This is a genomic window from Pseudomonas sp. sp1636 (assembly GCF_030376615.1).
In the GTDB taxonomy this organism is placed as follows: domain Bacteria; phylum Pseudomonadota; class Gammaproteobacteria; order Pseudomonadales; family Pseudomonadaceae; genus Aquipseudomonas.
Map to the genome: position 1 here is coordinate 110964 of NZ_JARRAB010000013.1, position 13335 is coordinate 124298.

Sequence of the window (13335 nt, forward strand, 5' to 3'; positions counted from 1 at the left end):
CAGCGATCCACGCGAACACCGATACGAGCCGGCGCCTGTGACGACCGTCAATAAGGATCTGCAATGAGTTACCTGTCTATTCAAGGCCTGCATAAAAGCTATGGCCCCACCGCCATCTTCAGCGACATCAACTGCGAGATCGGCAAGGGCGAATTCATCACCCTGCTCGGCCCCTCCGGCTGCGGCAAGTCCACCCTGCTGCGCTGCGTCGCCGGCCTGACCGGAGTCAACGGCGGACAGATACGCCTCGATGGCCAGGATCTGCTGCCGGTCGCCCCGCAGAAACGCGGCATCGGCATGGTGTTCCAGAGCTACGCGCTGTTCCCCAATATGACCGTGCAGCAGAACGTCGCCTTCGGCCTGCGCATGCAAAAGGTCAAGGGCAGCGAGGCCGAGCAGCGGGTCAAGGAGGTGCTGGAGCTGGTCGAGCTCAATGACTTCGCCGGGCGCTATCCGCAACAGCTGTCCGGCGGTCAATGCCAGCGCGTGGCCCTGGCCCGCTCGCTGGTCACCCGCCCGCGCCTGCTGCTGCTCGACGAGCCGCTGTCGGCCCTCGATGCACGGATTCGCAAACACCTGCGCGAGCAGATCCGGCAGATCCAGCGCGAATTGGGCCTGACCACTGTCTTCGTCACCCACGACCAGGAGGAAGCCCTGGTCATGTCCGACCGTATCTTCCTGATGAACGCCGGCCAGATCGTCCAGAGCGGCGATGCCGAGACCCTCTACACGGCACCGGCGGATGCCTTTGCCGCCGGCTTTATCGGCAACTACAACCTGCTCGATGCCGCAACCGCCAGCCGCCTGTTCGGTCGAGCGATCGGCAGCAGTGTCGCCATCCGCCCGGAAGCCATCCAGATCGGCGCACAAGGCAGCATCGCCGCGCAGATCCGCAGCCACAGCCTGCTCGGCAACGTCATCCGCTACCGTGTCGAGGCAGGCGGCGTCGAACTGCTGGTCGATGTACTGAATCGCTCGGCCAGCGACATGCACGCCTGCGGCCAGTGCATCAAGCTGAACATCGAAGACTCTGCAATTTGTGAGGTGGCCTGATGGCCCTGGCAATTTTCGACCTGGATGAAACCCTGATCGGCGGCGACTGCGCCAGCCTGTGGAGCACGGAAATGGTCAAGCTCGGCTGGGCCGACGGCGAGCGCTTTATCGCCCGCGAGCAGGCCCTGATGCGCCAGTACAGCGCCGGCGAACTGGCCATGGAAGACTACATGGCCTACACCCTCTCGCCCCTGGTGGGACGCACGCCCGAGGAAGTCGCCCAGGTGGTCGAGCCCTTTGTCGAAGAAGTGATCGAACCGATTTTCTACCACGACGCCATCCGCTGCCTGAGCAACCACCGGATCGCCGGTGACCGCATTCTGCTGATTTCCGCCTCGGCGCACTTCCTGGTCAGCGCCATCGCCAGCCGCCTCAAGGTCGAAGAAGTGCTCGCCATCGACCTGGAACAACAGCACGGCCACTACAGCGGCAAAACCCAGGGCGTGCTGACCTACCGCGAAGGCAAAGTCAGGCGTCTGCACAGCTGGCTGGAAGAACACGGCGAAAGCCTCGCAGGGGCCTACTTCTACTCCGATTCGCGCAACGACCTGCCGCTGCTGCGAGTGGTCGACAAACCCCACGCGGTCAACCCCGATCCAACCCTGCGGCAACACGCACAACAAGCCGGCTGGCCGATTCTGCACTGGCGCTGATGCAAAACGGAAACTGGCGTGCGCAGGCCATCACAGGCTATAAAGCGCCCCACCGCCGATAACTGCACCACGCCACCATGCCCAACGACTCCCCCCTGGCCGCCTATCAGCAGGCCATTGACCGCGACGGCTTCAAATCCGACCCGGCGCAATGGCGCGCCGCGCAAGCCTTGCACCGCTGCCAACAGGCGCTGCATCAAAGCAACCCCGAGCAGCCCCCCACCGGAGTCTACCTATGGGGCCCGGTGGGCCGCGGTAAAACCTGGCTGATGGACAGTTTCTACCGCAGCCTGCGCGTGCCGGCGCGGCGCCAGCACTTCCATCACTTTATGCGCTGGGTGCATATCCGCCTGTTCCAGCTGACCGGAACCGCCGACCCGCTACAGGCCCTGGCCCGAGAGTTGAGTGAAGAAGTACGGGTGCTGTGCTTCGACGAGTTGTTCGTCAGCGATATTGGCGATGCGATCATTCTCGGCCGCCTGTTTCAGGTGATGTTTGAGCAGGGCGTGGTGCTGGTCGCCACCTCCAACCAGCCGCCCGAACAGTTGTATGCCGATGGTTTCAACCGCGAACGCTTTCTCCCGGCTATTGCCGCCCTGCAACGTCATATGCAGGCGGTAGCCATCGACGGCGACGAAGACCACCGCCTGCATCCAGGCGTCAGCCATAGCCGTTATTGGGTCGCCACCCCCGGGATTCCCTGTGTGCTCAATCGGCCGTTCAGCCAGCTGGCCGCCGGCAGGCCGAGCAGTACGGAGCCGCTGCCCTTGGGCCAGCGCAGCCTGCAAGTGGTGCGCCATTGCGCCACGGCGGTCTGGTGCCGCTTTGCCGACCTCTGCGAACAGCCCCTGGCCGCCATGGACTTTATCGCCCTGTGCGACCGTTTCAGCGCCATCCTGCTCAGCGAAGTACCGAACCTGAGCAGCCCGCAACGCGCGGCGAAGATCGCCCGCGGCACCGAAGACGGCGTCGAGCGTGTACTGGCCGGTGATCGCCAATTGCCCACGCTGTCGGTCAAGGATGACAGCGTGCGGCGCTTTATCGCCCTGGTCGATGAGTGCTACGACCGCAAGGTGCCGCTGTATATCGAGGCCCAGGTGCCCCTCAGCGAACTCTATTGCGAGGGCTACCTGAGCTTTGCCTTTCGCCGCACCCTGAGTCGTCTGCAGGAAATGCAACTGCAACGTTTTGGTCAGCACCAGCAGAGCGACTAGCCGTCGTTTTTCAGCGGCCTGCCAGGGCGGAACGCTCTGGCGCACCATCAAGGCTTTGCAACGCGTGCAGCAGTGCCTTGCTCAGATCCACGGTGGAAAACTTGGTGAGCACGGCGTTAGCGCCTACCGAGCGTGCCTTTTCGGTGTTCATGGTGCTGTCCAGCGAGGTGTGCAACAGCACGTAGGTCTGGCCAATGTCGCTGCGCCGACGAATTTGCCGAACCAGGCTGTAACCGTCCATCTCCGGCATTTCGATGTCCGAGACCAGAACCTCGATCGGCAGCCCGGCCAGATGCTGGGCAAGCAATACATCCAGCGCACTAGCGGCGCTTCTCACCGCCTGGCAATCCAGATCGAGCTTGCGCAGGGTGGCCAGCGTCTGCTGCAGGGCCACGTGGGAGTCGTCCACCACCAAGACGCGGCGACCGCGCAGCAGCTTGCGCTCGGCATCGGTGAGCAACTGCTCATCGACCTCCTCCGGGGCTGCGGGGGTGATCTCGTGCAACACTTTCTCGATATCGAGAATCTGCACGATGGCACCATCGATTTGGGTCACCCCAGTGATAAAGGCTCGCGCCCCGGCACCCGCCGGTGGCGGGCGTATGTCATGGGTGGAACACTGGACGATTCGCTCCACGCTTTGCACATGCAAGCCCTGCCGCGAGCGGCTCAATTCGGTGACGATCAGACAACCGTCCTGGCTGTCGCTCTCGCCACGCTCGCCAATTGCCCGCGCCAGGTCGACGACGATCAAGGACGCGCCGCGCAGACTTGCCACGCCGCGCACGTGGGGGTGGCGATTGGGTAACTTGGTCAATCCCGGGCAAGGAATGATTTCCTTGACCTTGAGCAGATTGATGCCTAACAACCTGCCGCTGTGCAAACGGAACAACAACAGCGATAACGCATCCCCCAACACCACACTCATCGACCACCCTCCGTTTCAAACTCAGGCCTGTACATGCTTAAAGCCTAACAGTTGGGTTCGCTTAATCGGGCAAAAATTACTGCCCCGGATCGCCGCCGCCAAGACACTCAGCGTAAGAACTCCACAACCTGCTCGGCCTCGAACGGCCAGTTGAGTTCGGCCCCGGTATCACAACGGCGCAACACGGGGATACGCAAGGCATAGCGCTCGACCCAGTCTTCACGCTCGACGATGTCGATCAGTTCGACCAGCAAACCATGTTCGACGAAAGGCATCAGCATCGCCTCGGCCACGTCGCACAAATGACAGCCGAGGGTGCCGTACAGTTGACATTCAGGGAGCATCGCAGGCCTCCATAGATGGGACTTGCAGTCTAGCAGTCTGTCGGACTTAACACTGTCCTCCGGCGGAAAAGCCGGGCTTGACTCGCCAGTCACGCTCAACTCATTGATAAATAAAGCGTGCCGACTAAAGTCTAAAGGCTCGCCGGGCGCGCTCGTGGTTTATTCCACAGCGCCGTAACAGGCCGGTCATGCACCGGGCCGCACACCATCATGGAGACAATAATAATGAGTAAAACACGCCTCGCCCAAGCAGTGGCATTTGCCACGTTGGGCGCCAGCCTCACCCTGCCATCCCTGGCTCACGCCGAGTTCATCAAAGACAGCAAAGCCAGCTTGGAGCTGCGTAACTTCTATTTCAATCGCGACCTGCACCACACCACCGCCGCGCAGCAATCCAAACGTGAGGAGTGGGCACAAGGCTTTATCTTCAAAGCCGAGTCCGGCTTTACCGAAGGTACCGTCGGTTTCGGCCTGGACGCCTATGCCGGCCTGGGCCTGAAACTCGATTCGTCGGATGAGCGTGCCGGCACCAACCTGCTGCCAAGCACTTTCGGCGATGAGGGGCCGGGCGAATACTCCGAAGCGACTGCCACGCTCAAGGCCAAGGTCTCCAAGACCGTGCTCAAGGTCGGCGGCCTGATGCCCAAGCTGCCGAGCGTGTCGGCCAACGACTCGCGCCTGCTGCCGCAGAACTTCCTCGGCGGCCACCTGAACTCCCAGGAGATCGCCGGCCTGACGGTCGATGCGGGGCAACTGAAGGAGCTCAATCAGCGCGACTCCAGCGACTTCGAGGATCTGAGTGTTAATAGCGCGGGCGGCATACGCAACTTCAAGTTCGGCAGCAACGGCAATCAGGGTGACGACTTCAACTTCGCCGGGCTGTCCTACAAGTGGCAGGACAACCTGACCACCAGCTACCACTACGGCGAGCTGGAAGAACTGTACAAACAGCACATCTTCAACCTGGTGCACGTGCTGCCGATCGCCGACAAGCAGTCGTTAAAAACCGACCTGCGCTACGCCCGCTCCACCGACGACGGCCGCAGCAACATCGACAACAACTACGTCGGCGCCATGTTCACCTACGCCCTGAACGGCCACAGCTTCGGCCTCGGCTACCAGAAAATGAGCGGCGATACCGGTTATGCCTATCTCAACGGCACCGACCCGTTTCTGGTCAACTACGTGCAGATCGGCGATTTCGCCAGCAAGGACGAGACCTCCTGGCAGGCGCGTTATGACTTCAACTTCGCCTCCATCGGCATCCCCGGCCTGACCTTCATGACCCGCTACATCAGCGGCGACAACATCGACCGCGGTGCAGCCTTGTCCGAGGGCAAGGAGTGGGAACGCGACATGGACATCGGCTACGTCGTCCAGGAAGGCGCCCTGAAGAACCTCGGGGTGAAATGGCGCAACGCCACGGTGCGTTCCGACGCACTCGGCGAACTCGACGAAAACCGCCTGATCGTCTCTTACACCATCCCCCTGCTGTAACCTTGACTGAAAGTAAAAAGCCCGCTCATTCGAGCGGGCTTTTTACCTTTTAGATCGCCTTGGTCAGTCCTCGCTATGCGAGCCGATCTTGTGGATCGACAAGTCGGCGCCATTGAACTCTTCTTCCTGGCTCAAGCGAATGCCGACCAACGCCTTGAGCGCACCATACACCAGCAAGCCACCGCACAACGCCACCAGCACGCCCAGTACGGTACCGGCCAGCTGACTGCCCAGGCTGACACCACCCAGGCCGCCCAAGGCCTGCTGACCGAAGAGCCCACAGGCGAGCCCACCCCACACGCCGCACAGGCCGTGCAGCGGCCAGACGCCGAGCACGTCGTCGATCTTCCATTTGACCTGGGTCGCGGTGAACGCCCAGACGAACAGCGCCCCGGCGATGGCGCCGGTGGCCAAGGCGCCGACCGGGTGCATCAGGTCGGAGCCGGCGCAGACCGCCACCAGGCCGGCCAACGGGCCGTTGTGCAGAAATCCCGGGTCATTGCGCCCAACCAGCAAGGCCGCCACGGTGCCGCCGACCATCGCCATCAGGGTATTGACCGCCACCAGGCCGCTGACGCTGCCCAGGGTCTGCGCACTCATCACGTTGAAGCCGAACCAGCCGATGATCAGGATCCACGAACCCAGGGCGAGAAACGGAATATTCGACGGCGCGAAGGCCACCAGCCGGCCGTCGCGATAGCGCCCGTTACGCCGCCCCAGCAATAACACCGCGCCCAGGGCCAGCCACCCGCCCACGGCATGCACCACCACCGAACCGGCGAAGTCATGGAAGGGCGCACCGAATTGCGCCTCCAGCCAACCCTGTACGCCGTAGTTGCCGTTCCAGATCATGCCTTCGAAGAACGGATAGACGAAGGCCACGATCAGAACAGTGGCGCACAGTTGCGGACCGAACCTGGCGCGCTCGGCGATACCGCCGGAGATGATCGCCGGAATCGCTGCGGCGAAGGTCAGCAGGAAGAAGAACTTGACCAAGGCATAACCATTGCCTTCGGTCAGCACGCTCGCCGGCTCGAGGAAGTTCACCCCATAGGCAATCCAATAGCCGATAAAGAAATAGGCCAGGGCCGACACGGCAAAGTCGGAGATGATCTTCGACAAGGCGTTGACCTGGTTCTTCTGGCGAACCGTGCCCACCTCGAGAAAGGCGAAACCGGCGTGCATGGCCAATACCATGACCGCACCGAGCAGGATAAACAGGGTATTTGAGCCGTGAATCAGGGTTTCCACAGCACTATTGATGTTTTCCATTAGCGAAGAAAACTCCGTGGTTAGGGAAAAAGCACCAAAGCGGGTCATTCGTGGCTGCAGACGCACCATATGGCAGCACAACAACCGACACGCCTCATGTAGCGCCGCTATCCAGGGCACCAAGATGGTTCCTGTCAAAACCGCACAAGAGGTACTTAATCTATATTTATTAGTAACTTATCAATGCACCATGGCGTCCAGGCCGACCCTTGCCGAGCTCCATAAAAGAGCACTTCAGTAAGGGCGCGCACCAGTACGATGCAAGCGCTGTACCAGTGCATGATCGGTCAGCAGCTGAAACCGCCTGGCAATATGAAGAAGGAACCCAATCCCCGCACAACACTCGAACCACTTACACTGAACAGAACCGCTCAAGGAGAGACCCGATGCCTCGTAAAAACGCCAGCGCAACCAGCCAGGACGAACTGCTCAACGAATTTCAGGCACTGGTTAGCGACACTGAAAAACTGCTGCAACATTCGGCCAGCCTGGTTGGTGAGCAAGCCGAAGAGCTGCGCGAACAGATCCGCACCAGCCTAGGCCGCGCCCGCTCCACCTTGCACAATGCAGAAGACTCGCTACGTGATCGCGGCAAGGCTGCAGTCCAGGCAACCGAGGGTTATGTGCAAACCCATCCCTGGCAGACTCTGGGCGTTGCCGCCGCTATCGGTTTGCTGCTGGGCATGCTGATCACGCGGCGCTGATGAGAGAAGACATGGACGCCACACCGCCCTCCACACCCAGCCGCGGCGCCTCTCCGCGACGCTTTGCCGGTGCCCTGCTGGGTTTATTACATGGCCATATCGCACTGTTTGGCGAAGAGCTGAAAGAACAGCAAAGCCATACACTTCGTCTGTTGGTACTGGCTAGCCTGAGTCTGCTGTTTGGCCTGCTCCTGGTGATTGGCCTCTCCGCTGCGCTGCTGATCAGTTTCTGGGATAGCCATCGGCTGACCGTGATCATCCTTCTGTGCGCGGCTTATTCCCTGGGCCTGCTGATTTGCCTGCTACGCCTGCTGACACACCTGCGCAATGCCCCTCCACCGTTCAGTGCCAGCCTCGAAGAACTGGCCCGTGACCGCGAGCAACTGCTGCCATGAGCCTACCTGAACTGCCCGCCAAGGCCTCGCGCAGCGAGTTACGCAAAGCCATGCTGCGCCTGCGCCTGGAAATGCATCGCCAGGAACTGCGCCACGAAACCCTGGTGATCCTGCAACCGCTACGCCAGGCGCAGTATTTCAGCAGCCATTGGCGTGAAGAGCTGGGCAACAGCAATGCACCCCTTTGGGTCGCCGGTGGCGCCCTACTGCTGGCAACGCTGGGTATACGCCGCGGTAACTGGCGACGCTGGCTGCGCATCGCCCTGATCGCCTTCCCGCTGCTCAGGCGCAACCCGCCGCGAGGCACTGACAACGAGGCAAAGGCCCCATAAGCGTGCCACTCGATCTTGCCTAGCTGCACCATAACGCCGCACTTCGCGGCGTTTTGCTGCCTGCCCATAAGCGAAGGAAGTGCCCGGCGCTCGACGGTCAACTGCTCGCCGTCTTTCAACCTTTTATCGACACTGCCGCTGGCCCTCTGCACTCGGCCGAGCCACTGCGCAGCGCTGCGAAAACCTCCCGCTGCCGCGAACAGGCCCTGGCGCGCTTCCATGGAGCCCCATTGACTGGCTCTTAGCCTGAATATCTCGCCAACTGCGCCCCGCCCAGCCGCTACCCAGCTTGAAGCAGTTGCAGCGCAGCGGCATCGACCCATCGCGCAGCGTCTTCGAGATTACCGAACTGGGCGGCGCCAGCCAGCGCTTGCCCGGCGTGGTCGCGCGTTCCCGTGAAGCCGATGCGCGCATCGCCATCGATGACTTCGGTGCTGGTTATTCGCAACTCGATCGGCTGCTGGCCTTACCGCCGGGCATTCTCAAGCTGGATATGCGCCTGTTCCAGGCAGCGGCCTGGGGCGGCCCCAGCGGCGAAGTGGTCAAAGCCCTGACGCAGATGGTCGAGAAAACCGGCTGCAGGCTTATAGCCGCTGTAAGCACAGACATGCTTACCTGCGGTCGCTACTGCAGCTTTGCACGCTGAAATTTTCCGCCCGCAACGGGGCACCAGCTAGGCTTGAAAGACCGAGAGGCAACCCTGAGACGTGGTTCTCCATGCCTGATAATGCCCCCCGCAAGCTTGCGATTACCCTGGTGCTGGCCCTGCTCGCAGGCCTACAGGGCACCGCTGCAGAACCGACCTACAGCGATATCGCACCGATCCTGCAAAACCGCTGCGTGCTCTGCCATGCCGGGCCGCAGCCGCCGTTGGGCTTGCGCCTCGAGAACCTTGCACAACTACTCAAGGGCAGCCAACGTGGCCCTGTCGTGCAGGCCGGCGATCCCGCCGGCAGCGAGCTGATCAAGCGTCTCAAAGGCATCAGCCAACCACGCATGCCGCTGAGCGGCCCGCCTTTCCTCAGCGCCGCCGAGATCGACCTGTTTGAACGCTGGATTGCCGCCGGACTCAAGCCCGCTGTCGCCCCACGCGCAACAGACGCAGCGGCCGGCCCTGGGGCGGCGCCTGCAGCCACGCCTGGCACTATGCCGAACTACAGCCATGTGGAAGCGATCTTCGCCCGACGCTGCGCCAAATGCCATTCGCCTCATGGGTTGATGGGGGCCGCGCCCGAGGGCTATCTGCTGTCTTCCTATGCGACGACCCTGGCTTACGCCGACCGCGCGCGGGTAGTACCCGGTTCGGCAGACGCCAGCGAGTTGGTGCGGCGTATCCGCGGGCAGTCCCGGCCACGCATGCCATACGATGGCCCACCCTTTCTCGACGAGACGGAAATTAGCCTGATCGTCGACTGGGTCAATCAAGGGGCACGCGATGCGCAGGGCAAACCCGCACCGGTGCCGAGCGGGGCCAAGGTGCGCCTGCAAGGCACGCTCGGCGCCAACTGGCGGCTGGATACGCTGCCGCTCAAGATCGACGCCAAGACGCGCATCGATCATTCGCCCCAAGCCGGCGACTACGTGCAAGTGCGTGGTCGCCTGATGCGGGACGGCAGCGTACTGGTCGAGCGGATCAGGCCACGCTCACGTTAGCCGCGCCTTCTCCCCGACAGATCCAGCATACAAACGGGTTTATCCGCGAAGTTTTATCGCCGTCTCAGGGTTTTCACGGATAAATCCGCCCCTCATGCAGCAGGTCACTGGGACGGCGCGACTACTTACCGCGCTGGGCATCGACACTGAAGGCGCCCGCACCCTGCACGTAAAGCAGAAGCAATCCGCCAGCCATGGCGAGGTTCTTCATGAACATGATCATTTGCGTCTGTTCGGCAAAGTTATTATGAAAAATCAACGCGGACGCTATACAGAAAGCGGACAGCGCCAGCGCCGCCCAGCGAGTGAGAAAACCGAAGATCAGTGCAAGACTGCCGCCGATTTCCAACGCGATTACCAGCGGCAACAGCGCGCCGGGCACGCCCATGCTCTCCATATACCCCTGGGTACCGGCATAACCGGTGATCTTGCTGAATCCGGCCAACAGAAAAATATGAGCCAGCAGCAGCCGAGCGACCAAGACGATTGCATTATTCATACATCCTCCATTATGAGAGAAAACCGTTTAAGCGAACGCTAACGGCCTGCTTCAGTGGATCACCCTATATTCGCTGTTGCGGGAAGTGCCGATGAGCAGGGGCATGCTTTCACGTAACAAGCCCCAGCTGGCAGGATGCCTCCATTCGCAGCTTGATTTGACCTTAGCAATGCCACCCGCCTTCCGCCACTCGAAGCCAAATTGAGCGGTGCCGCACACTGCCCGCATCCCTGCCTTGCGACACGAGCAAGCCTGGATACTTGCAGGAAAGTCCGGCAACCCCGAAGCTAGGAACCATCTGCCACTGAATGGCGAGGACTGGCCTTGGACTGGCAAACACTGCTCAATCGCGAACGACTCGGCAAACCGACGCACAGCGCCGATGAACTGGGCCGCACGCCCTTTCATAAAGATCATGACCGGATCATCTTTTCCGGTGCCTTTCGCCGCCTGGGACGCAAGACCCAGGTGCACCCGGTGTCGAGCAACGATCATATCCACACGCGCCTGACCCACTCGCTGGAAGTCAGCTGCGTCGGCCGCTCGCTGGGCATGCGCGTGGGCGAAATGATTCGTTCCGAGCTACCCGCCTGGTGCGAGCCGAGCGACCTGGGCATGGTCGTGCAGTCGGCGTGTCTGGCCCATGACATCGGTAACCCGCCGTTCGGCCACTCTGGCGAGGATGCGATTCGTCACTGGTTCCAGCAGGCCGCCGGGCGTGGCTGGCTGGACTCCATGAGCGCCGCCGAACGCGGCGACTTCCTCAGTTTCGAAGGCAACGCCCAGGGTTTTCGCGTACTCACCCAACTGGAATATCACCAGTTCGACGGCGGCACCCGGCTGACCTACGCCACCCTCGGCACCTACCTGAAATACCCCTGGACGGCGCGTCACGCCGAAGCGCTCGGCTACAAGAAACACAAGTTCGGTTGTTACCAGAGCGAGCTGCCGCTGCTCGAGCAAATCGCCCACAAGCTCGGCCTGCCGCAACTGGAAGAACAACGCTGGGCGCGCCATCCGCTGGTCTACCTGATGGAGGCGGCGGATGACATCTGCTACGGCCTGATTGACCTGGAAGATGGCCTGGAGATGGAGTTGCTCGACTACCGCGAGGTCGAGGCCCTGCTCCTCGACCTGGTCGGTGACGACCTGCCGGAAACCTACCGCCAGCTTGGCCCGAAGGATTCCAAACGACGCAAACTGGCAATCCTGCGCGGCAAGGCCATCGAACACCTGACCAACGCCGCCGCCTACGCCTTTGTCGAGCAACAGAACGCCCTGCTGAGCGGCACCCTGCAGGGCGACCTGGTCGAGCATATGCACGGCACCGCCAAGCGTTGCGTGCAGAGCGCCAAGGACATGGCGCGGGAGAAGATCTTCCAGGACAAGCGCAAGACCCTGCACGAGATCGGCGCCTACACCACCCTGGAAATCCTCCTCAACGCCTTTTGTGGCGCCGCACTGGAGCAGCACGGCGGACGCACGCCATCGTTCAAGCACCGGCGCATCCTCGACCTGCTCGGCAACAACGCGCCGGATCCGCACGGATCGCTGTATAGCTCGTTTCTGCGCATGATCGACTTCATCGCCGGCATGACCGACAGCTACGCTACTGAAATGGCCCGTGAAATGACGGGACGTTCGAGCCCGGTGTAATCCATGAAAAGCGTGCTACGCAAAACCTTCAGCTGGCATGCCGGCCCGCCGGCTTGGGGGCCGGCGATGGTCGCCGGCTTCGGCTGCGCCCTGCCCCTGCTGTTGGGTTTGTTCAGCGGCCACCCGGGCTTTCTCTGGGCCTCGGTGGGCGCCTTTCAGGCCGCCCAGGCCAACCCCCTGCACCGCCTCGGCATGCTGCGCATGTTGATGCTCATCGGCCTCGGCGCCTGCAGTGCCGGTCTGGGTTTCTGGGCGGCCAGCGATCCGCTGCTCAGTCTCGGTCTGTTCGCTGCCTTTGGCTGCTTGCTCGCCTGGCTGCAACGCTTTGGCAGCGAGGCCGGCAAACTCGGCATAGGCCTGGCCGTCTGCTTGTGCCTGGGCCAAGGTCAGCAAGGCCTGGGCAACCTGGATAAACCGCTCGCCATTGCCACCTTGTTCGTCCTCGGCGGTCTCTGGGTGATGCTCCTGGCGTTCGGCCTGCGCGGCATGCATGGCCTGCGCATGTGGCCGTACATGCCACGCTTCGTCAGCCTGCTCAAAGTACTCAAGCGCCACGCCAAGCGCTTGCCTCGGCAGCAGTGGCGCCTGCATGCGCTGGCTTGCACCCTGGCCTTCTCGCTTGCCGGCCTGGTCGTCAATCTGGCCGATTTGCAACGTGGTTACTGGTTGACCTTGACCGTGGTCACCACCCTGCAGCTGGAATTCCAGGGCAGCCTGGTGCGCGCCCTGCAATCGAGCCTGGCCAGCCTAGGGGCTGCCGGGTTATTGATTTTGCTCGGCCACAGCCTGCAGGATCCAGCGCTGATGGTCGCCACTCTGCTGCCGTTGATAACCCTCAACCGTGCCATACAAGCCAACCACTATGCTTTGTTCGTGCTGCAAACCACCGTCTGCTTCGTCTTGCTGGCCGAAAGCCTGGCGCAAGACTGGCAGCTTGCCGAAGTGCGTTTGCTCAACGCCTTGTTTGGCGTGATTCTGGCCTTGTTCGTCGCCCTGCTGATGCACGGCGTGCAGCAGTTGCTGGAAAAACACGCAAAGCGCATGGCCGCTCCTCACCAGACGCCTTGAGTCGAGACAGCAGGCCGATACGCCTACATAGCGCCGTTCTAAACAGAAATTTTCTTATGATTTTCCG

General features: G+C 61.8%; 14 protein-coding genes and 1 pseudogene. 11 read left to right on the top strand and 4 right to left on the bottom strand.

Annotation, left to right across the window (positions count from 1 at the left end; all coding sequences use genetic code 11):
• Nucleotides 1-63: 63 nt before the first annotated feature.
• The 3 genes from P8H27_RS14290 (at nt 64) to zapE (ending at nt 2920) form a co-directional block, all read left to right on the top strand.
• Complete coding sequence (locus P8H27_RS14290; protein WP_289638238.1) at nt 64-1053, top strand: ABC transporter ATP-binding protein; 990 nt, start codon at nt 64-66, stop codon at nt 1051-1053.
• A complete protein-coding gene (locus tag P8H27_RS14295) occupies nt 1053-1706 on the top strand; it encodes an HAD family phosphatase (RefSeq protein ID WP_289638239.1) in 654 nt (217 codons plus the stop codon). Before P8H27_RS14290 ends, P8H27_RS14295 begins: the two co-directional genes overlap by 1 nt.
• Nucleotides 1707-1783: 77 nt before the next feature.
• Nucleotides 1784-2920 carry a cell division protein ZapE gene (gene zapE / locus P8H27_RS14300; RefSeq protein ID WP_289638240.1) on the top strand — a complete coding sequence of 379 codons (1137 nt, stop codon included), beginning with the start codon at nt 1784-1786 and terminating at the stop codon, nt 2918-2920.
• A 10-nt stretch (nt 2921-2930) separates the two neighbouring features.
• Here the strand turns inward: zapE and P8H27_RS14305 are convergent, their stop codons facing one another.
• A complete protein-coding gene (locus P8H27_RS14305; RefSeq protein WP_289638241.1) occupies nt 2931-3848 on the bottom strand; it encodes a chemotaxis protein CheV in 918 nt (305 codons plus the stop codon).
• A 107-nt stretch (nt 3849-3955) separates the two neighbouring features.
• Nucleotides 3956-4192, bottom strand: coding sequence for a glutaredoxin family protein (locus P8H27_RS14310; protein WP_289638242.1), 237 nt, complete (start codon nt 4190-4192; stop codon nt 3956-3958).
• 225 nt (nt 4193-4417) lie between these two features.
• Between P8H27_RS14310 and P8H27_RS14315 the strand changes: the two genes are divergently transcribed.
• Nucleotides 4418-5689: an OprD family porin gene (locus P8H27_RS14315; RefSeq protein WP_289638243.1), complete on the top strand. Its 1272-nt coding sequence runs from the start codon at nt 4418-4420 to the stop codon at nt 5687-5689.
• A gap of 63 nt (nt 5690-5752) precedes the next feature.
• On the opposite strand, the gene P8H27_RS14320 is transcribed toward P8H27_RS14315, so the two are convergent.
• Nucleotides 5753-6961 carry an ammonium transporter gene (locus P8H27_RS14320; RefSeq protein WP_289638244.1) on the bottom strand — a complete coding sequence of 403 codons (1209 nt, stop codon included), beginning with the start codon at nt 6959-6961 and terminating at the stop codon, nt 5753-5755.
• Nucleotides 6962-7347: 386 nt separating this feature from the next.
• On the opposite strand from P8H27_RS14320, the gene P8H27_RS14325 reads away from it, so the two are divergent.
• The 5 genes and pseudogenes from P8H27_RS14325 to P8H27_RS14345 all read left to right on the top strand — a co-directional run bounded on the left by P8H27_RS14325 (nt 7348) and on the right by P8H27_RS14345 (nt 10045).
• A complete protein-coding gene (locus P8H27_RS14325) occupies nt 7348-7665 on the top strand; it encodes a YqjD family protein (RefSeq protein ID WP_079201600.1) in 318 nt (105 codons plus the stop codon).
• Nucleotides 7666-7676: 11 nt separating this feature from the next.
• A complete protein-coding gene (locus P8H27_RS14330) occupies nt 7677-8060 on the top strand; it encodes a phage holin family protein (protein ID WP_289638245.1) in 384 nt (127 codons plus the stop codon).
• Nucleotides 8057-8392: a hypothetical protein gene (locus tag P8H27_RS14335; protein ID WP_289638246.1), complete on the top strand. Its 336-nt coding sequence runs from the start codon at nt 8057-8059 to the stop codon at nt 8390-8392. The genes P8H27_RS14330 and P8H27_RS14335 overlap by 4 nt, the downstream gene beginning before the upstream one ends.
• 56 nt (nt 8393-8448) lie before the next feature.
• Nucleotides 8449-8984, top strand: a pseudogene (locus P8H27_RS14340) (EAL domain-containing protein); the annotation flags it as partial.
• Nucleotides 8985-9109: 125 nt separating this feature from the next.
• Nucleotides 9110-10045 carry a c-type cytochrome domain-containing protein gene (locus tag P8H27_RS14345; RefSeq protein ID WP_289638247.1) on the top strand — a complete coding sequence of 312 codons (936 nt, stop codon included), beginning with the start codon at nt 9110-9112 and terminating at the stop codon, nt 10043-10045.
• A 121-nt stretch (nt 10046-10166) separates the two neighbouring features.
• Here P8H27_RS14345 and P8H27_RS14350 read toward each other — a convergent pair whose 3' ends face one another.
• The gene (locus P8H27_RS14350; RefSeq protein WP_289638248.1) at nt 10167-10544 is read right to left on the bottom strand and encodes a DoxX family protein; all 378 of its coding nucleotides are present in this window, start codon (nt 10542-10544) and stop codon (nt 10167-10169) included.
• 324 nt (nt 10545-10868) lie between these two features.
• Between P8H27_RS14350 and P8H27_RS14355 the strand changes: the two genes are divergently transcribed.
• Complete coding sequence (locus P8H27_RS14355) at nt 10869-12200, top strand: deoxyguanosinetriphosphate triphosphohydrolase (protein WP_289638249.1); 1332 nt, start codon at nt 10869-10871, stop codon at nt 12198-12200.
• A gap of 3 nt (nt 12201-12203) precedes the next feature.
• A complete protein-coding gene (locus P8H27_RS14360) occupies nt 12204-13268 on the top strand; it encodes an FUSC family protein (protein WP_289638250.1) in 1065 nt (354 codons plus the stop codon).
• Nucleotides 13269-13335 lie beyond the last annotated feature (67 nt).